General features: G+C 73.8%; 17 protein-coding genes. 14 read left to right on the top strand and 3 right to left on the bottom strand.

The genetic code is table 11. The features are described from left to right. The first annotated feature begins 292 nt into the window (after nt 1-292). Nucleotides 293-1,108: a mycofactocin-coupled SDR family oxidoreductase gene (locus ACIBPC_RS02065; protein ID WP_362955290.1), complete on the top strand. Its 816-nt coding sequence runs from the start codon at nt 293-295 to the stop codon at nt 1,106-1,108. A 39-nt stretch (nt 1,109-1,147) separates the two neighbouring features. On the opposite strand, the gene mftG is transcribed toward ACIBPC_RS02065, so the two are convergent. Together mftG and mftR are read right to left on the bottom strand one after the other, a co-directional pair. Next, nucleotides 1,148-2,722: a mycofactocin system GMC family oxidoreductase MftG gene (gene mftG / locus ACIBPC_RS02060; RefSeq protein WP_398840639.1), complete on the bottom strand. Its 1,575-nt coding sequence runs from the start codon at nt 2,720-2,722 to the stop codon at nt 1,148-1,150. Then, nucleotides 2,719-3,342, bottom strand: coding sequence for a mycofactocin system transcriptional regulator (mftR, locus tag ACIBPC_RS02055; protein ID WP_398840637.1), 624 nt, complete (start codon nt 3,340-3,342; stop codon nt 2,719-2,721). Before mftR ends, mftG begins: the two co-directional genes overlap by 4 nt. A 113-nt stretch (nt 3,343-3,455) precedes the next feature. Between mftR and mftA the strand changes: the two genes are divergently transcribed. The 12 genes from mftA (at nt 3,456) to ACIBPC_RS01995 (ending at nt 16,266) form a co-directional block, all read left to right on the top strand. Beyond that, a complete protein-coding gene (gene mftA, locus ACIBPC_RS02050) occupies nt 3,456-3,617 on the top strand; it encodes a mycofactocin precursor MftA (RefSeq protein ID WP_398840635.1) in 162 nt (53 codons plus the stop codon). Between the two features lie 8 nt (nt 3,618-3,625). After that, a complete protein-coding gene (gene mftB / locus ACIBPC_RS02045; protein WP_398840633.1) occupies nt 3,626-3,904 on the top strand; it encodes a mycofactocin biosynthesis chaperone MftB in 279 nt (92 codons plus the stop codon). Beyond that, nucleotides 3,901-5,148, top strand: coding sequence for a mycofactocin radical SAM maturase (gene mftC / locus ACIBPC_RS02040; protein ID WP_398840631.1), 1,248 nt, complete (start codon nt 3,901-3,903; stop codon nt 5,146-5,148). Before mftB ends, mftC begins: the two co-directional genes overlap by 4 nt. A 141-nt stretch (nt 5,149-5,289) precedes the next feature. After that, nucleotides 5,290-6,123 (top strand): mycofactocin-coupled SDR family oxidoreductase, encoded by an 834-nt coding sequence (locus ACIBPC_RS02035; protein ID WP_362955276.1) that lies wholly within the window; start codon nt 5,290-5,292, stop codon nt 6,121-6,123. Nucleotides 6,124-6,156: 33 nt separating this feature from the next. Continuing rightward, entirely contained in the window at nt 6,157-6,993 is an 837-nt protein-coding gene (locus ACIBPC_RS02030) for a mycofactocin-coupled SDR family oxidoreductase (protein WP_398840630.1), read from the top strand. 62 nt (nt 6,994-7,055) lie between these two features. Beyond that, nucleotides 7,056-8,000 carry an AAA family ATPase gene (locus ACIBPC_RS02025; protein ID WP_398840628.1) on the top strand — a complete coding sequence of 315 codons (945 nt, stop codon included), beginning with the start codon at nt 7,056-7,058 and terminating at the stop codon, nt 7,998-8,000. 105 nt (nt 8,001-8,105) lie between these two features. Next, entirely contained in the window at nt 8,106-8,984 is an 879-nt protein-coding gene (locus tag ACIBPC_RS02020; RefSeq protein WP_398840627.1) for a VWA domain-containing protein, read from the top strand. 28 nt (nt 8,985-9,012) lie between these two features. Then, nucleotides 9,013-10,218 (top strand): pre-mycofactocin synthase MftD, encoded by a 1,206-nt coding sequence (mftD, locus tag ACIBPC_RS02015; RefSeq protein WP_362955265.1) that lies wholly within the window; start codon nt 9,013-9,015, stop codon nt 10,216-10,218. Between the two features lie 5 nt (nt 10,219-10,223). Further along, a complete protein-coding gene (mftE, locus tag ACIBPC_RS02010) occupies nt 10,224-10,976 on the top strand; it encodes a mycofactocin biosynthesis peptidyl-dipeptidase MftE (protein WP_398840625.1) in 753 nt (250 codons plus the stop codon). Next, nucleotides 10,973-12,382 carry a mycofactocin biosynthesis glycosyltransferase MftF gene (mftF, locus tag ACIBPC_RS02005; RefSeq protein WP_398840623.1) on the top strand — a complete coding sequence of 470 codons (1,410 nt, stop codon included), beginning with the start codon at nt 10,973-10,975 and terminating at the stop codon, nt 12,380-12,382. The genes mftE and mftF overlap by 4 nt, the downstream gene beginning before the upstream one ends. A gap of 315 nt (nt 12,383-12,697) precedes the next feature. Further along, nucleotides 12,698-14,395, top strand: a complete 1,698-nt coding sequence (locus tag ACIBPC_RS02000) for a hypothetical protein (RefSeq protein WP_398840621.1) — start codon at nt 12,698-12,700, stop codon at nt 14,393-14,395. Nucleotides 14,396-14,610: 215 nt separating this feature from the next. Continuing rightward, nucleotides 14,611-16,266, top strand: coding sequence for a hypothetical protein (locus ACIBPC_RS01995; protein WP_398840619.1), 1,656 nt, complete (start codon nt 14,611-14,613; stop codon nt 16,264-16,266). Nucleotides 16,267-16,325: 59 nt separating this feature from the next. Here the strand turns inward: ACIBPC_RS01995 and ACIBPC_RS01990 are convergent, their stop codons facing one another. Then, nucleotides 16,326-17,513 (bottom strand): TDT family transporter, encoded by a 1,188-nt coding sequence (locus ACIBPC_RS01990; RefSeq protein ID WP_398840617.1) that lies wholly within the window; start codon nt 17,511-17,513, stop codon nt 16,326-16,328. Between the two features lie 70 nt (nt 17,514-17,583). On the opposite strand from ACIBPC_RS01990, the gene ACIBPC_RS01985 reads away from it, so the two are divergent. Beyond that, nucleotides 17,584-18,507 (top strand): LysR family transcriptional regulator, encoded by a 924-nt coding sequence (locus ACIBPC_RS01985; protein WP_362955247.1) that lies wholly within the window; start codon nt 17,584-17,586, stop codon nt 18,505-18,507. Nucleotides 18,508-18,512: the final 5 nt, after the last annotated feature.

Raw genomic sequence — 18,512 nt, 5'->3', positions numbered from 1 at the left:
ACTGGCCTTCTCCACACGTCAGTTGACGCACGCCCGCGTCCGCGCACCCGCCGCCGCACCCCGTACGCCGACCGGGCTACCCCCCGCGGCGCGGCCGGGCGACCGGCACGGGGCCGTCCGGGTCGCGTCCGAGTCTGGTGGGAACTGTGTGGCTCCTGTGTTCGATGGTGAGCGTAGGCTGCGCGTGTTTCCGGAGGAGACCGCTCCGCCGGTGGCTGCGGGACGCGCGCGCCCCGCGACAGCACGGAGGAAAACAGCACCACGGCACCACAGCACGGAAAGAGGAACCACCATGGCAGGGAGACTGACCGGCAAGGTCGCCTTCATCACGGGAGCCGCACGCGGCCAGGGCCGGGCGCACGCCGTGCGCCTCGCGAGCGAGGGCGCCGACATCGTCGCGATCGACATCGCGGGGCCGCTGCCGCACGTGCCCTACGACTCGCCCACCCCCGCGGACCTGGAGGAGACCGTCCGCCTGGTCGAGGCCCAGGACCGCCGGATCGTCGCCGAACGGGCCGACGTCCGCGACCTGGCGTCGATGCGGTCCGTCGTGGACGGCGCGGTGGCCGAGCTGGGACGGCTCGACGTCATCGTGGCGAACGCGGGTATCTGCGTCCCGGCCACCTGGGACCAGACGACGCCCGAGGTCTTCCAGGACACCATGGACATCAACGTCGTCGGCGTGTGGAACACCGTCATGGCGGGCGTCCAGCACCTCGTGGACGGCGGCGGCGGCTCGATCATCCTGACCAGCAGCTACGCGGGCAAGAAGGTGCAGCCGTTCATGGTGCACTACACCGCGAGCAAGCACGCCGTGACCGGCATGACCAGGGCGTTCGCCGCCGAGCTGGGCAAGTACAAGATCCGGGTGAACAGCGTGCACCCGGGCGGGGTCAACACCCCGATGGGCTCCGGGTCGATGCAGTCCGAGCTGGAGGCGGCGGGCCGCACCAACCCGCCGCTGAACCAGATGGGCACGCCGTTCCTCCCCAAGTGGTCGGCCGAGCCCGAGGAGATCGCGGCGACCGTCGCGTTCCTCGCCTCGGACGAGTCGGCGTACATCACCTCGGAGCACATCAGCATCGACGGCGGCGCGCAGTACTTCTGAGCCGGCCGGACGGCGTGTGACGGCGGCCCCGGCGCGGATTCACGCGCCGGGGCCGCCGCGCATCGCCTGCGCGACGACCTCGCCGATCAGCACGGCAGTCGCCGCCGGGCCGCGCAGCGGCGCCGTGGGCAGGATCGACGTGTCCGCGACGCGCAGCCCCCGCACGCCGCGTACGCGCCCGTACTGGTCCACCACCGCGCCCGGGTCGTCCGCCGGACCCATCGGGACGGTGCCGCAGGCGTGGACCGAGGTCCCGAGCCGCTCCCGCACCCACGCGTCCAGCGCGCGGTCGTCGTCCAGCACGCCGCGCAGCGCGTCGGGCCCGTGCCCCGGCGGCCCGGCGGCGAGGGAGCGGAACGCGCGCGTCCGGATCAGCCCGGCCGCCGCCCTGACCGCCTCCCGCAGGCGCCGCCGGTCGCCGTCCGTCGCCAGGTAGCCGTAGTCGACGCGCGGTGTGACGGCCGGGTCCGCCGACGCGAGGCGCAGCGAGCCGCGCGCGACCGGCGTCTGCACGGAGACCAGGAACGGCAGCGGCGCGCCCGGCAGGTCGTACTCCCCCGCCACGAGACCGGCCATCGGGACGAGCGACTGGAGGATCTCCACGTCCCCGCCCGCCCCGCCCCCGTCCGACGTCAGGTGCAGCGCGCCCGCGAGCCAGTTGTCGCCCGGCGGCGGCATGCGGCGCGCCGGGGTCCACTCGACGACGATCTGCGGGTGGTCGCTGAAGCGCGCGCCCACCCCCGGGGCGTCGAGCACGACCGGGATGCCGTGCCGTTCCAGCTCGGCGCGCGGCCCGATGCCGGACAGCTGGAGGAGCTGCGGCGTGGCGAACGCCCCCGCGCACAGGACGACTTCGCCCGCGCGCAGGATCTCCCGGTGGTCGCCGCGCGCGATCTCGACGCCGGTGGCGTGCCCGCCGGCGACCAGGACGCGCAGCACGGTGGCGCCGCCGAGCACGGTCAGGTTCGGCCGGGGCGGGGCGCCGAGCAGGTAGGCGAGCGCGGTGTTGATCCGGACGCCGTCCACCGCGTTGGAGGGCACGGGCCCGAAGCCGGGCGGGCCCTGGTCGTTCTTGTCCGGCTCCTCCGGGTGGCCCAGCTCGGCCGCCGCCGCGCGGAACGCCTCGGCCGCCGGGTGGTCGAGCCGGGGGCGCCGGACGCGTACGGGCCCCGCGCCGCCGTGGACGGCCGTCGCGCCGAAGTCGAGGTCGGTCTCCAGGCGGCGCAGCAGCGGCAGGACGCGGTCCCAGGACCAGGCGGGCCCGGCGGCCGCCGCCCAGCGGTCGAAGTCGGCGCGCCGGGCGCGGAGGAAGTACCCGCCGTTGACGGTGGTCGAGCCGCCGAGGAATCGTCCCCGGACGACGGTGTACGGCCGTTCGGGCGTCAGGTGGGCCGGGTAGGGGACGCTGCCGGGGTGGCCGGGGCGCGCGCCGGGGACGAGGCGTGCGTCGAGCAGCTCGGGCGCGAAGTCGGACGGGTGCCGGGGGGCGGCCCCGGCCTCGACGAGCAGGACGCGCCGGCCCGGGTCCTCGCTCAGCCGCGCGGCCAGCGGTGCCCCGGCGCCGCCCGCGCCGACGACCAGCACGTCGGGCGGCGGCCCGTCCCCGGCGCTCACCGGCCGCCGCCCGCGCCGCGGAACGTCTCGTCCAGCACGGAGAAGGCCGAGGTGAACAGGTCCGGCAGGTCGGCGTCCTCCCGGCGCAGCCACTCCTCGTACGCCGACAGCGACGCGGCGAGGAACGTCCAGGCGATCACCTGGGGCCGCAGCGCGTCCTCCGGCTCGCCGAGGCGGCGCGCCGCGTACTCCGCGATCACCTGGCGCCACGCCGCGTACCGCAGCGTGGAGTGGGCGACGAGCGTCGGCACGCTGAGCAGCAGCTCCATGCGCCGCCGGTGGTACTCGACCTCCTCGGGCGGGAACTCGTTGAACCTGATCACGGCGGCGCGCAGCGCGTCGAGCAGCGGGACGTCCGGCGGCGTGGCCGCGAGGTGCTCGCGCATCCGCTCCACGAGGGCGTCGAAGTCGCCCCAGGGCACGTCGTTCTTCGACGGGAAGTACCGGAAGAACGTGCGCCGCCCTATGCCGCACGCGGTGGCTATGTCGTCCACGGTGGTGGCGGCGAAGCCGTTGCGCACGAAGAGCTGGAGCGCGACATGGCCGATCTCGGCCACCGACGTCGCGGGCTGCCTCCCGGCGCGTGGCGCGGGCTGCGGGACGTCGGCCGATGAGGTCACGGGGGGTTCCTTCTTCCATTTGACACCGGGTGCCATTACTGTTGCGATTATCAGGCCGGGCGCCCGCCGCGGACCGTGCGGCAGGCGTCCTCACGCCTCTCAAGGAGCATGGTATGAACGAGTCCATCGCCCAGCAGTCCGAGCAGTCCGAGCAGTCCGAGCAGTCCGGCGCGGTCGCGACCATCGACCAGGACGCCCCCGCCGCCGAAGCGCTGATCGAGGCCGACGAGCTCGTCGAAGAGGTCTCGATCGACGGCATGTGCGGCGTCTACTGAGCCGCCGCGTGAGCCCGCTGGACATCGACCGCGCCTGGGACCTGCACCCGCAGGTCTCGGTGCGGCCGGAACCCTTCGGCGCGCTGCTGTACCACTTCGGCACGCGCAAGCTCTCGTTCCTCAAGGACCGCGGCCTCCTGGCCGTGGTCCAGGGCCTGGCCGGCGCGCCCACCGCGCGCGCCGCCTGCGCGGCCGCCGGTATCCCGGAGGCCGAGCTGCCCCGGTACGGCCGCGCCCTCGCGACGCTCGCCGCGTCGTCGATGGTTGTGGAAAGGACGCCCGCATGACCGCCCCCGTGACCACGGCGCCGGGCACCACCCGGCTGGTGGACCTGTTCGAGTACGGCCTCGACGCGCCCATCTGCCTGACCTGGGAACTCACCTACGCCTGCAACCTCTCCTGCGCCCACTGCCTGTCCAGCTCGGGGCGGCGCGACCCCCGCGAGCTGTCCACGGCGGAGGCGAAGGCCGTCATCGACGAGCTGGAGCGGATGCAGGTCTTCTACGTCAACATCGGCGGCGGCGAGCCGACCGTCCGCCCCGACTTCTGGGAGCTGGTGGACTACGCCACCGCCCACCACGTCGGCGTCAAGTTCTCGACCAACGGGGTGCGCATCACCCCCGAGGTCGCCGCCAGGCTCGCGTCCAACGACTACCTGGACGTGCAGATCTCCCTGGACGGCGCCACCGCCGACGTCAACGACCATGTGCGCGGCGCCGGTTCGTACGACACCGCGATCCGCGCGATGGCGAACCTGCGCGACGCCGGGATGAGGAACTTCAAGCTGTCGGTCGTCTGCACCCGGCACAACATCCCGCAGATGGACGCGTTCAAGGCCATCGCCGACCGCTACGGCGCGCAGCTGCGCCTCACCCGCCTGCGCCCCTCGGGACGCGGCGCGGACGTGTGGGACGAGCTGCACCCGCTGCCCGAGCAGCAGCGGGAGCTGTACGAGTGGCTGCGCGCGCACGGCGACAGCGTGCTGACGGGTGACTCGTTCTTCCACCTGTCGGCGTACGGCGAGGCGCTGCCGGGGCTGAACCTGTGCGGCGCGGGCCGCGTCGTGTGCCTGATCGACCCGGTGGGCGACGTGTACGCCTGCCCGTTCGCCATCCACGACGAGTTCCTCGCGGGGAACGTCAGGGAGCCCGGCGGGTTCGCCGGGGTGTGGGGCGGCTCGGACCTGTTCCGGCGGCTGCGGGAGCCGCAGTCGGGCGGGGCCTGCGCGTCGTGCTCGTTCTACGACACCTGCAAGGGCGGCTGCATGGCGGCGAAGTTCTTCACGGGGCTGCCGCTCGACGGCCCCGACCCGGAGTGCGTCCAGGGGTACGGCGAACAGCTGCTCGCCGCGCGCACCGGCGACAGGTCCGGGGTGCCCCGGCCGTCGCAGGACCACTCGCACCGCACCGCCCCGGCCGCCGGACGGCGGACGGGCCCGGTGCCGGTGACCCTCACGCGCCGCCGGGACCTGGACCGGCCGCCGGTGAGCGCGTGCGCGGAGAGCCCGCTGGCCGGGTTCACGCCGGACTGACCCCCGGCCCCCGCGGTCCGTACGGGAGCCGCGCCTCGCCGCCGTGCACAGCGGCGGGGCGCGGGCCCGGCGCATCCGCGGCCCGGAGAAATATCCCTCGATACCGACTGATAGCCGGACTTGACGAGAAAGGCACATGCAATGGGGCGTGTGGCAGGAAAAGTAGCGTTCATCACCGGCGCGGCCCGCGGCCAGGGCCGCAGCCACGCGATACGGCTCGCCCAGGAGGGCGCCGACATCATCGCCGTGGACCTGTGCGAGACGGTCCCCGGCACCCCGTACGAGGGTCCGACGGCCGACGACCTCGCGGAGACCGTCCGCGCGGTCGAGGCGCTGGACCGCAGGATCGTCGCCGCGCAGGCGGACGTCCGCGACCTCGCCCGGCTGAAGGAGGTCGTCGCCGACGGCGTCGCGCAGCTCGGCCGCCTCGACATCGTCGTGGCCAACGCGGGGATCTCCACGCGGCCCGCGATCTCCGAGGAGCTGTCCGAGGAGGAGTGGTCGACGATGATCGACGTCAACCTCAGCGGCGTCTGGAAGACCGTCACGGCGGCGATCCCGCACCTCAAGGCGCACGGCGAGGGCGGTTCGATCATCCTCACCAGCTCCGAGGCGGGCCTGCGCGGCTACGAGAACGTCGGGCACTACGTCGCGGCGAAGCACGGCGTCCTCGGTCTGATGCGGAACCTGACGCTGGAGCTGGGGCGGCACAACATCCGCGTCAACAGCGTCCACCCGACGCAGGTGGACACCGACATGATCCAGAACGAGGCGACGTACCGGCTGTTCCGCCCGGACCTGGAGAACCCGACGAAGGACGACTTCGCCGCCGCGTCGCAGTCGCTGCTGGCGCTGCCGATCCCGTGGGTGGAGTCGGTGGACATCTCGAACGCCGTCCTGTTCCTCGCCTCGGACGAGGCGCGCTACATCACCGGCGTCCCGCTTCCGGTGGACGCCGGAAACCTTCTCAAGTGACGTGCGAGTACTGAGGAACAGGAGGACCACGCAATGGGGCGTGTGGAAGGAAAAGTAGCGTTCATCACCGGCGCGGCGCGCGGCCAGGGCCGCAGCCACGCGATACGGCTCGCGCAGGAGGGCGCCGACATCATCGCCGTGGACATAGCGGCGCAGGTCGGCTCGGTGCCCTACCCGATGGCGACGCCCGACGACCTGGCCGAGACGGTGCGGCAGGTCGAGGCGCTGGACCGCAGGATCGTCGCCACGCAGGCGGACGTGCGGGACTTCGCGCAGATCAAGCAGGCCGTGGACGACGGCGTCGCGCAGCTCGGCCGCCTCGACATCGTCGTGGCCAACGCGGGCATCGTCAGCTACGGCCCGCTGGAGACGATGGACGACACGACGTTCACCGACATGATCGACATCAACCTCACCGGCGTCTGGCGGTCGGTCAAGGCGGCGGTCCCGCATCTGCGGGCGGGCGGCGGGGGCGGCTCGGTCGTCCTCACCAGCTCCACCGCCGGGCTCGGCGCCTCGCAGAACGTGGGGCACTACAGCGCCGCGAAGCACGGCGTGGTCGGCCTGATGCGGACGCTGGCGCTCGAACTCGGCCAGGACCGCATCCGCGTGAACTCGGTGCATCCCACCAGCGTCCGCACCGACATGATCGTGAACGAGGCGACGTTCGAGCTGTTCGCGCCCGACCTCCCGGCCGAGGAGCGGACGAACGAGGCGCTCGCGGCCCGCTTCGGCGCGCTGACGCTGCTCGACATCCCCTGGGTCGAGCCGGTCGACATCTCCAACGCCGTGCTGTGGCTGGCGTCGGACGAGGCCCGTTTCGTCACCGGCGTGACCCTGCCGGTGGACGCGGGACAGCTCAGCAAGTAGGCGTTCAACCCACCGTATCCACCGAATCCACCGAATCCACCGAATCGACAAGGACCACGACGATGAGCACACCCGGGCGGCAGCGGGACACCTCGGCCGGCGGGCCGGGCGTCGGGGCGGCCCGGCAGCGGATCGCCGCGCGCCTCGTCGGCCGCGGGCGCGAGCTGGAACTCGCGCTCGCGGCCGTGGCGGCGGGCCGCGACCTCGTCCTCGAAGGCCCCCCTGGCACCAGCAAGACGACCATGCTGAAGGCCATCACCGAGGAGTGGGGCATCCCCCTGCTGTTCGTGGAGGGCAACGCCGACCTGACGCCCGCCAAGCTCGTCGGCCACCACAACCCGGCGCGCGTCCTGCGCGAGGACTACTCGGCGGACAACTTCGTGGCCGGCCCCCTCGTGGAGGCGATGCGCGCGGGCGGCTTCCTCTATATGGAGGAGTTCAACCGCGCCCCCGAGGACACCCTCAACGCGCTGCTGACCGCCATGGCCGACCGCGCCGTGGAGGTGCCGCGCGTCGGCCTGATCACGGCGCGCCCGTCGTTCCGCGTCGTCGCGTCGATGAACCCGTACGACAACGTCGGCACCACCCGGCTGTCCACCAGCGTCTCCGACCGGCTCAACCGCGTCGTCGTGGACTACCAGGACGCCGCCGCCGAGGAGGGCATCGTCGCCCTGCGCTCGGGCCTCGCCGACGACCTGGCACGCCGCGCCACGCCGGACGCCGTCGCCGTCACCCGCGCCACGCGCACGCACCCGGACGTACGGCAGGGCAGCAGCGTGCGCGGCGCGATCGACCTGGCCCTCGTCGTCCACCAACTGGCCGCCCTGCGCGGCCTGTCGGGCCCGGACGACGAGCGGTACCCGGAGACGTTCTACGACGCGATGACCGTGGCGCTCTCCGGCCGCGTCCGCCTGGACGAGGCCGCCGAGACGACGCCGGAGCGCGTCCTGCGGCAGATCTGGGAGGACCGCTTCATCCTCAACCCGGCCGCCGCGCAGCCGGGATGAAGAGCCGTCGCCGCCGACACGCCGGTGCGCCGGACGTCCGCGACGACACAGCAGGCACGACGGCCGCTGCGCCGTACCCCCAAACGACTTGACGAGGAGCCCACGGTGTTCGAGACGGTGGCGGGCGCGGGAGGCACGCTGCTGCGCGCCCGGCCGCGCGGCGCCGCCGCCGCGTCCCGCCGCACGCTCCCGGCCGGTGCCCCCGCCGGGTTCACGGACGAGGAGGGCAGGCTGCTGCCCGCCGAGGCGACGGCGGCGGTCGAGCCGGAGGTACGGGCGCGCGCCCGCGCCATCGCCGCCCGCCTCGCGCTGCCGCGCCCGCAGCGCGCCACGTCCGAACGCCGCCCAGGCGGCCGCCCGTTGACCCTCCCCTACCGCGGCGGCAGCGACGACATCGACCTGGACCGCACCCTGGAGAGCCTGGCGGAGCACCCGTTCCCCGAGGACCGCGACATCTTCGTGCGCGAACGGGCCCGCGCGCCCCGTTCGGTCGTCCTGGCCGTGGACCTGTCGGGCTCGATGAAGGGCGAACGGGTCCGCGGGGCCGCCGCGACCGTGGGCGCGCTGGCCGCCGAGCTGGAACGGGACGCGCTCGCCGTCGTCGCGTTCTGGTCGGACGCGGCGCTGCTGCTCGGTCTCGGCGACGAGATCAGGCCGTCCGAGCTGCTGGACACGATGCTGCGCATCCCCGCCCAGGGCCTGACCAACGTGGCGTTCCCGCTGCGCCTGGCCGCGCAGCAGCTCGCGGCGGTGCCCGAACGCGGCGCGCGCGTCCTGCTGTTGTCGGACTGCGTGCACAACGCGGGCCCCGATCCCCGCCCGTTCGCGGCGCGCCTGCCCCGGCTGGACGTGCTGCTGGACGCGAGCGGCGAGAAGGACGAGCAGCTGGGCGCCGAGCTGGCCCGCGCCGGGCGCGGCACGTTCCACACCGTCCGCACGCACCACGACATCGCTCCGGCGCTGAGCGACATCTTCCGGACTTGACCGATACCCCCGCAGAGGTGAAAGAGAAATGTTCCAGAATCCATGGTTCGAGACCGTCCTCGAAGCGCAGCGCCGCGCCAAGAAGCGGCTGCCGAGCAGTGTGTACGGCGCGCTGGTCGCCGGCTCCGAGCGCGGCAGGACGATCGACGACAACACGCGCGCGTTCGGCGAACTCGGCTTCGCCCCCCGGGTCGTCGGGCACCACGCCGAGCGCGACCTGTCGACGACCGTCCTCGGCGTCGAGACGTCGATGCCGGTGCTGATCTCCCCCACCGGCGTGCAGGCCGTGCACCCGGACGGCGAGGTCGCCGTGTCCCGCGCCGCCGCGAACCGGGGCGTGATCATGGGCCTCAGCTCGTTCGCGAGCAAGCCGGTCGAGGAGGTCGCGGCCGTCAACGACAACGTGTTCTTCCAGATGTACTGGACGGGCACGCGCGACGCGATGCTCCAGCGGATGGAACGCGCCAGGGCCGCCGGGGCGAAGGCCCTGATCGCGACGCTGGACTGGTCGTTCTCCAACGGGCGGGACTGGGGCAGCCCGTCCATCCCGGAGAAGATCGACCTGAAGACCATGCTCAAGTTCGCGCCGAACGTGCTGCCGCACCCGCGCTGGCTGTGGACGTTCGGCAAGACCGGCCGCATCCCGGACCTGACCGCCCCCAACCTCCAGCCGCCCGGCGGCGCGGCGCCCACGTTCTTCGGCGCCTACTTCGAGTGGATGCAGACGCCCCCTCCCACCTGGGAGGACGTCGAGTGGCTGCGCGAGCAGTGGGGCGGCCCGTTCCTGCTGAAGGGCGTGACGCGGGTGGACGACGCGAAGCGCGCGGTGGACGCGGGCGTGACCGGCATCTCCGTGTCCAACCACGGCGGCAACAACCTGGACACCACCCCGGCGACCATCCGCGTCCTCCCGTCGATCGCCGAGGCCGTGGGCGACCAGATCGAGGTGCTGCTCGACGGCGGCGTCCGGCGCGGCGGCGACGTCGCGAAGGCGCTGGCGCTGGGCGCCCGCGCGGTGATGGTCGGCCGCGCGTACCTGTGGGGCCTCGCCGCGAACGGGCAGGCGGGCGTGGAGAACGTCCTGGACATCCTGCGCGGCGGCCTGGACTCGGCGGTCCTCGGCCTCGGCCACCGGTCGGCGCACGAGCTGTCGCCCGGCGACCTGGTGATCCCGGACGGCTTCGCCCGCACCCTCGGCGGCGCGTCCGTCGCCTCCGCCAAGCCGGTCGCCTGACGCGGATGACCGACCACGGGGAGGGGACCGTGCCCGAACTGGCGCGCGCGGTGTGGCCCGCCGTGCCGCGCGCCGCGCTGGTCCTCGTGCCGGTCGGCTCGATCGAGCAGCACGGGCCGCACCTGCCGCTGACCACCGACACCGTCGTGGCGCGCGCCGTGACCCGCCGGGTCGCGGCGCACCCGGCGCTCGCCGCGCCCGCGCCGCCGCTGGTCGCCCCGGCGATCGCGTACGGCGCGAGCGGCGAGCACGCCGGTTTCCCGGGCACGGTGTCGGTGGGCCACGAGGCGCTGCGCGCGGTGCTGACGGAGACGGTCAGGTCGCTCGCGCTGTGGGCGGACCGCGTCGTCTTCGTCAACGGGCACGGCGGCAACGTCGCGACGCTCGCCGCCACCGTGCCCGTGCTGCGCGACGAGGGGCACGACGTGGCGTGGACGCTGTGCGCCGTCCCGGGCGGCGACGCGCACGCGGGCCGCACCGAGACGTCGCTGATGCTGCACCTGGCGCCCGGCGAGGTGCGCGCGGCGGACGCCGTGGCGGGCGACACGCGGCCGATCGCCGAGATCATGCCGGACCTGACGACCCGTGGTGTCCTGGCCGTCTCCCCCTCGGGGGTGCTGGGCGACCCGGCGGGGGCGTCGGCCGACGAAGGAGCACGGATCATGGACCAGTTGGTGGAGACGATCGCCCGCCGCGTCGCGGGCGGGGCGGTCAGCCCGCACGGGCGCCTGGTGGAGCCGGAGGGCGGGCCGGCATGACGCTCCCCGTCGGCTTCGCCGTCACGCTCGACCGCAGGGTCCGCGTCGTGGACGGCGGCAAGGCGCTCCTCGGCGGCTTCCCCACCCGGCTGCTCAGCCTCACCCCGCGCGCCAGGCCGCTGCTGACCGGCCGCACCGTCCGCGTCACGGGCCGGGCGAGCGCCGTCCTGGCGGACCGGCTGCTGGAGACGGGCATGGCCAACCCCGTGCTCGCCGAACTGCCGCCGCCAGGCGAGGACGCGCGCTGGACGTACGTGATCCCCGTCCGCGACCGCCCCGAGGAGCTGGACCGGCTGCTCGCGAGCATCGGCATCGGGCATCCGGTGGTCGTGGTGGACGACGCGTCGCTGCGCCCCTCCGACATCGCCGACGTCGCCGCGAAGCACGGCGCGCGCCTCGTCCCGCTGGCGGTCAACGTCGGTCCAGGCGGCGCGCGCAACGCCGGACTGCGGCTGGTGGAGACGCCGTTCGTCGTCTTCGCGGACTCGGACATCGTGCTGCCGGAGGAGACCGTCCCGGCGCTGCTGCGGCACTTCGCCGACCCCCGCGTGGCGATGGCCGTGCCCCGGATCGCCGGGCTGCGCACCGGGGGCGCCGAGGGCTGGCTCGGCCGGTACGAGGACACCCGCTCGTCGCTCGACCTGGGCGGCGACCCGGCGGCGGTCAGGCCGGGCACGCCCGTCGCGTGGGCGTCGACGGCCTGCGTCGTCGCGCGCGTGGACGCGCTGGGCGACGGCTTCGACGCCGCGATGCGCGTCGGCGAGGACGTGGACCTCGGCTGGCGGGTGCTGGAGCGCGGGCTGCGCATCCGGTACGAGCCGTCCGTCGTGGCGTGGCACGAGCACCGGACGCGGTTCGGCGACTGGTTCACGCGCAAGGCGGTGTACGGGACGGGCGCGCATCCGCTGGCGGTGCGGCACCCGGAGTACATCGCCCCGGCGATCCTCGCGCCGTGGAGCACGGCCCTGGTCGTCGCGCTGCTGGCGCAGCGCCGCTGGTCCGTCCCGGCGGCGACCGCCGTCTACGCGGGGACGACGCTGCGGATCGCGCGCAAGCTGGACCGCGCCGAGCACCCCGTGCGCCTCGCCGCCTGGCTCACCGCGAACGGCACCGTCAGCGCGCTGTCGCAGGCGGGCAACCTGCTGACGCGGCACTGGTGGCCGCTGACGGCGGCGGGCTGCGCCGTCTCGTCGCGGGTACGGCGGGCGGCGGCCGTCGCGGCGCTGACGGACATCGCCTTCGAGTACCGCAAGGACAACGCGCGGCTCGACCTGCCGCGTTTCGCCATCGCCCGGCGGCTCGACGACCTGGCGTACGGCGCGGGCGTGTGGCTGTCGGCGGCACGCGGCAGATCGCCCGCCGCGCTGCTCCCCCGCCTGGTACGCCGCACCCGGCGCCGCCCCTGACACGTCCCGGGCGCGGACGTGTCCCCGGCAGGCGCGCCGTCGCGGCGCCCTGACGGCGAGCCGGGAGGGCTTTGCCGAGCCTTCGCGATCGGGAATCGCCAATGGCCCCCATACCGGTGCGCATGCGGCGGTAACGCCCGTTCCGCCGGGGCGCGGACCGGCGCGGGCGGCGGCGTAATCTCAAGTTATCGGCAAGCTTGTGAAGATCCCTTGGCCCGGCGGCTTCCGCTGTCTAACATCGCGAGACGGCCGGTCTGCGGCGCGCCCCGGACTCTCACGGCAACCGGGGTGCGGACGAGCACGAGGAGTTGACCCATGTCCGAGGTGACGTTCAGGAAGACCGATGTCGAGGGGAAGCTCGGCATCCTCACCGAGTCACCATGGCAAACGCGGACGAACTTCCTCGCCGAGATCGACACCGCCGACATGGAGCTGCAGGCGACCTCCTTCCGGCGGGCGAGCGGCGAGGCGGCCGAGGCGGGCAGCCTGGGCCGCGCCGCGACCAAGAAGTCCACCGACGCCGGCCAGGCGGACGGGGGGGCGCTCGTGGACGCGGACGAACGCGTCGCCTCCAGCTTCCGCGGCCTCCAGAGCGACGGCGAGGACATGGAGACGGCCTCCGACGTCGTCGAGAAGTCGATAGCCCTCGCGCAGGAGACGGCCGAGAAGCTCGACGCCCTGGTCGAGGGGCCGACCGGCGAACGGTTCACAGAGGCTCTCGACCCGCTGTTCGACAGCACACTGGCCAACGCCGAGGAGAACTGGGCCAACTGGCGGGAGAAGTACGCCACCGAGCTCAACGGCTACGAACCGGGCACCGGCCTGCGCGTCCAGTACGGCGACCTCGTCGTCGAGCTGTACGCGCCCGACTTCGGGCCGCCGCTCGCCCTCGCGGTGCGGCTCAAGGAGGACGGGATCGAGCATGTCGCCGTGGCCGCGCGGAGCGCCGCCAAGGAGATGAAGGACACGCTCGCCCACTACCGGAAGACCCTCACCGGCTACGGGCATGAACTGATCGGCATGGGCTACGACTTCTCCGGCAGCGAGCTGAGCCTGTGGACCAGCGGCGAGATGCTCGACTACGCCGTCGACGCGATCAACAACGCCAAGCCGGGCGACGAGGACGCGATCCGCCCGCACCTCACCGCGGTCGAGGCGCTCATCGCGGCGGCCGAGGGCGGGCGGGAACTCACCAGGGACGAGGCCGAATTCCTGGGCACGTTCCTCCACCGGATCGACGACGGCCAGCTGCTGGCCATCTCGGAGCACGCCACCGACACCTCCTCGATCTACCCCGGCATGCCGGGCTGGGGCTCCGTCTCCGGGACGGAACGCACCTCGGCGGACGTCCTCGCGGACGCGGTCATGGTCCTCAACAATCCCGACTTCCACGAGTGGAAGCGGGACTTCATCGAGGCGCCGGGCGGTGTCCACCTGATCTACCCGCGCACGCACGGGGTGGACGACGTCCGCATGGACCCGGGCGCCGACGACGGCCCCGAGTACATGAAGTCCTATGACGCCATGACGCAGTTCCTCGCCAGGTCGGACATCCCGCCGGGCGACCTGATGGCGGAGCGGATGGCCGACTCGGCCCTGTACACGCAGGAGTTGTACACCCAGCACGAGGAGTACCGGGGCGGCGTGGCGAACCCGGGGGCCAACCGGATGCTGGAGCTGGCCGCGAGGAACCCGGACACCGCCGCCGGGATGCTGGCCGACGGGGAGTTCTCGGATCGGCTGTTCGACCAGAAGTGGGAGAACAGCTCGGGCGCCGCCGCCTTCGTCACGGCGGGCACCACCTACCCCGAAGGCTTCGCCACCGACCAGCGCGACGAGTCCGACTACGACAAGGCGCGGTCGAACGTGATCGACGTCGGCAGGACCGACTACGACGCGGTGCGCGCCGGACGCGGCGAGACGCCCGAGGACATGCCTCTCGACCACACCGACCTGGAGGCGGCGGTCCAGCCGCTGCTGCCGACCTACCAGGTGCCGCTGCCGCCCGCCTGAACGGGCCGCAGGTGTTTCCCGATCCTTCGCGATCGGGAAACACCCGCCACGCGCACACCGGCGCGGACGGCGGAGCATCCCACCTTTCCGACAAGCTTGCCAACATCCCTTCACCGGGCGGCCCTTGCTGCCTGACATCGCGAGACGGCCGGTCCGCGGCGCGCGTCCGCGCCTCCGCGGCGGCTGGAGTGCGGACGAGTACGAGGAGTTGACCCATGTCCCAGGCGTCCTTCACCCGCGCGGATGTCGAGGAGAAACTCGGCAACCTCGTCGAGTCGCCCTGGCAAACACGCAAGGACTTCCTCGCCGAGATCGACACCGCCGACATGGAGCTGCAGGCGACCTCCTTCCGGCGGGCGAGCGGCGAGGCGGCCGAGGCGGGCGGCCTGGGACGCGCCGCGACCGGGAAGGCCACCGAGGCGGGCCAGGCGGACGGGGAGTCGCTCGTGGACGGGGACGAGCGCGTCGCCTCCACCTCCGGCGGCCTCCAGGACGACGGCGCGCAGATGGAGCAGGTCAGCCGGCTCGTCTTCCTGTCCCGGGACCGCGCACTGGAGACGGCCGACGGCCTGACCGTCCGGGTCGATGCCCTGGACTCGGTGTTCGAGAGCGAGCTGGCCTACGCCGAGGAGACGTGGGCCGACTGGCGGTCGCTCGTCGAGAGGACACCCACCGGCTCGCGGTTGTCGTACGGGCACTTCTTCCTGGAGTGGTCGAAGGAGGTTTCCGACTCGGCGCCCGCCGCCTCCTTCGCGAAACACCTCAAGAACGAGGGGATCGAGCACGTCCGCGTGGAAGCGGACGGCGCCGCCCACGACGCGGTGGAGCTGCTCGCCGCCTACCGCCACGACCTCACCGGGCTCGGCCAGGAACTCATCGAGCTGGGCTACGACATCGCCGGCAGCCCGCTGGGACTGTGGACCAGCGAGGCGATGCTCGACTACGCGGTCGACGCGATCAACGCCGCCGAGCCGGGTGACGAGGACGCGATCCGCCCGCACCTCGCCGTGGTCGAGGGGCTCATCGCGGCGACCGAGGACGGGCGCAAACTCACCTGGGGGGAGTCGCATTACCTCAGCGTGTTCCTCAACAGGCTGGACGAGGGCAAGCTGGTGGACATCTCGGAGCACGCCGTCGACACCTCCTCCCTCTACCCGGGCATGCCGGGCTGGGGCTCCGTCTCCGGCACCGAACGCACCTCGGCCGACGTCCTCGCGGACGCCGTCATGGTCCTCAACGACCCCGCACGCCACGAGTCGAGACGCGACTTCGTCGACGCCCCGAACGAGGTCGGCCTGCTCAACCCGCGCACGTACGGCGAGGACGACATCCGCCGGGACCCAGGAGCCGACGACGGCCCCGAGTACCTGGAGGACTACGACGCCATGACGCAGTTCCTCGCCAGGTCGGACATTCTGCCCGGTGAGCAGATGGCGGAGCGGATGACCGAGTCCGCCCTGTACACCCAGGAGTTGTACACCCAGCACGAGGAGTACCGCGGCGGCGTGCAGAACCCGGGCGCCAACCGGCTGCTGGAACTGGCCGCGAAGAACCCGGACTCCGCGGCCGGGATGCTGGCCGACGAGAATTTCACCCAGCGGCTGTTCGACCAGAAGTGGGAGGACAGCTCAGGCGCCGCCGCCTTCGTCACCGCGGGCACGACGTACCCGGAGGATGTCCGCGCCGACCAGCGGGGGAGCATGGACTACTCCGAGGCGCGGACGAATGTGGGCCTTGTCGGCTGGAACGACTACGACGCGGTACGCGACGGACGCGGCGAGACCCCCGAGGACATGGACCTCGACCACCTGGCCCTGGAGTTCGCGGTGCGGCCGCTGATCCCGCAGCTGGACAACCAGCCGATGACCTGACAACCGGCCGCAGGTGTTCCCTAGAGCTTCACGATCGGGGAACACCACAGCCCGCGCGCTCAGTTCCGCGCCGTGGCGGGCGCGACCGGCCCCAGGGGGCCGTCCGCCCGGACGCGTCCGCCCGCCCGCACCGGCGGCGGCGGCGCGGGGAAGAGCGTGCCGCGCGCGGCGGCCCGTACGGTCCGGGTCGCCACCGTCGCCCACGCGCACACCAGCCCGGCGTACAGCACGACGGCCACCGCCTCAAGCGCCGTCGCCCCGGTGCGCGCGGCGAGCGCGCTGGTGCCGGTGACGCACGTGCCGAGCGGGAAGGTGAAGCTCCACCAGGTGAGGGAGAACGGCAGCCCGCCGCGCGTCGCGCCCGCCGTCCGCGCCGTGACGGCCGCCGCGAGCGCGAGCCACAGCATCGCGAAGCCCCACACCGGCAGCCCGTACAGCAGCCCGAACGCCTCGGCACCGGCGGCGTACGGCCGCGGCAGCACGTCGCGGGCGGCGTTCCCCAGCGCGTTCACGGCGGTCACGGACTGGCCGAGCGGCCCGAGGACGATCCACAGGGTGGGGACCATCCCGGCGGGCCCGGGGCCGTACCGCGTGAGGCGGTCCCATATCTGCGCCATGACGAGCAGCGCCGCGAGCAGGCTGACGCCGACCAGCGCGTAGCAGCCGAGGAGCAGCGTCAGCCTGATCTGGCCCTCCGGCGCGTGCGGCACGAGGGCCGCGCCGGTGGCGGCGGACACCATGGGCGGCACGACGGGCATCAGCCGGCCGCCGAACACGGCGTCGGGCGCGTCCGGTTCGGCGGCCTGCCGCGTCATGGCGCGCAGCGGTATCCAGACGGCGACGAGGAGGCCGAGGGCCGTTCCCGCGCACCACAGGACGGTGGCGGCGGCGAGGGCCGCGCGTTCGCCGATCCAGTCGGCGCCGAGCGTGAGCGTCCCGGCCCCGACGGTCATCAGGGCCATGGGGGGCGCGCCCCAGAAGTGGGCCATCACGGGGTGGTCGGCGTGCGGGCGCGTACGGCGCCGCCCGTGGACGGCGGCCACGGCCGTGATCGCGACGAGCAGCGCGGTCGCCAGTGCCCACACGGCGGTGGCGGCGGCCCGCAGCCCCGGGAGGTGAACGGGCAGGGTCACGGCGGCGGTGGCGACGATGCCGGTGCCCATGACGGAGGCGTACCAGTTGGGCGCGATGTGGGGCGCCAGGTCACGCGGCGGGTGGGGGGCGTGCGGGGGCGTGCGGTGGTGCATGGTCCCAGCCTGGCGCCGCGGGGCCCGCTCCGGCAGGGACCGATCGCCGATGCGTCCATAGACTGGGCCTATGCCCCTGCCGCACCGAGTGTCCGATCTGTCCGCCTTCGACCTGCTGCTCTCCGTCGCCGAGCTGGGCAGTATCGGGGCCGCCGCCCGCGCGCACGCGATCACGCAGCCGACCGCGAGCGCCCGCCTGAGCGGTCTCGAACGCGGCCTCGGCATCGCGCTGCTCGACCGGTCGGCGCGCGGCTCGCGCCTCACGCCGGACGGCGCGCTGGTCGCGGACTGGGCGCGTACGGCGGTGGGCGCGGCGGCGGCGCTTGACGTCGGCATCACGTCGCTGCGCCGCTCGCGCGAGAGCCGCGTCCCGGTGGCGGCGAGCCTGACCGTCGCCGAGTACCTCCTCCCCCACTGGCTCGCCGCGCTGCGCCCGGCCGCCGAGGGCACGTCGGTCGCGCTGACGACGGGCAACTCGGACGACGTCGCCGCCGCCGTCCTCGCCGGGACGGCCCGCCTGGGCTTCGTGGAGGGCCCCGACGTCCCGGCCGGGCTGACGGCCGCCACGGTCGGCCGGGACACGCTGACCGTCATCGTCGCGCCGGGGCACCGCTGGGCGCGCCGCCGGTCGGGGATCACGGCGGCGGAGCTGGCGGGGACGCCGCTGGTCAGCCGCGAGCGCGGCTCGGGCACCCGGCGTTATCTCGAACGGGCCCTGCGGCGCGGCACGTCGGCGCCGCTGGAGGAGCCGCTGCTCGAACTGTCCTCCACGACCGCCATCAAGGCCGCCGTCGCCGAGGGCGTGGCGCCCGCTGTCCTCAGTTCGCTCGCGGTGGCGGCCGAGCTGGCGTCGGGCACGCTCGTCGGCGTCCCCGTCATCGGGATCGACCTGACGCGCGACCTGCGCGTGGTCCACCCCGCGGGCAGCCCGCTGACGGGTACGGCGCTGACCCTCGCGTCGATCGCGCGCCGCTCCGCCTCCTTGCGGCCGTGACCCCG

Origin of the sequence: Streptomyces sp. NPDC049879, from assembly GCF_044461265.1 — a bacterium.
Lineage (GTDB): Bacteria > Actinomycetota > Actinomycetes > Streptomycetales > Streptomycetaceae > Streptomyces.
The sequence above is the reverse complement of the archived record's forward strand: the minus strand, read 5'-3'. Positions and strand labels throughout refer to the sequence as shown.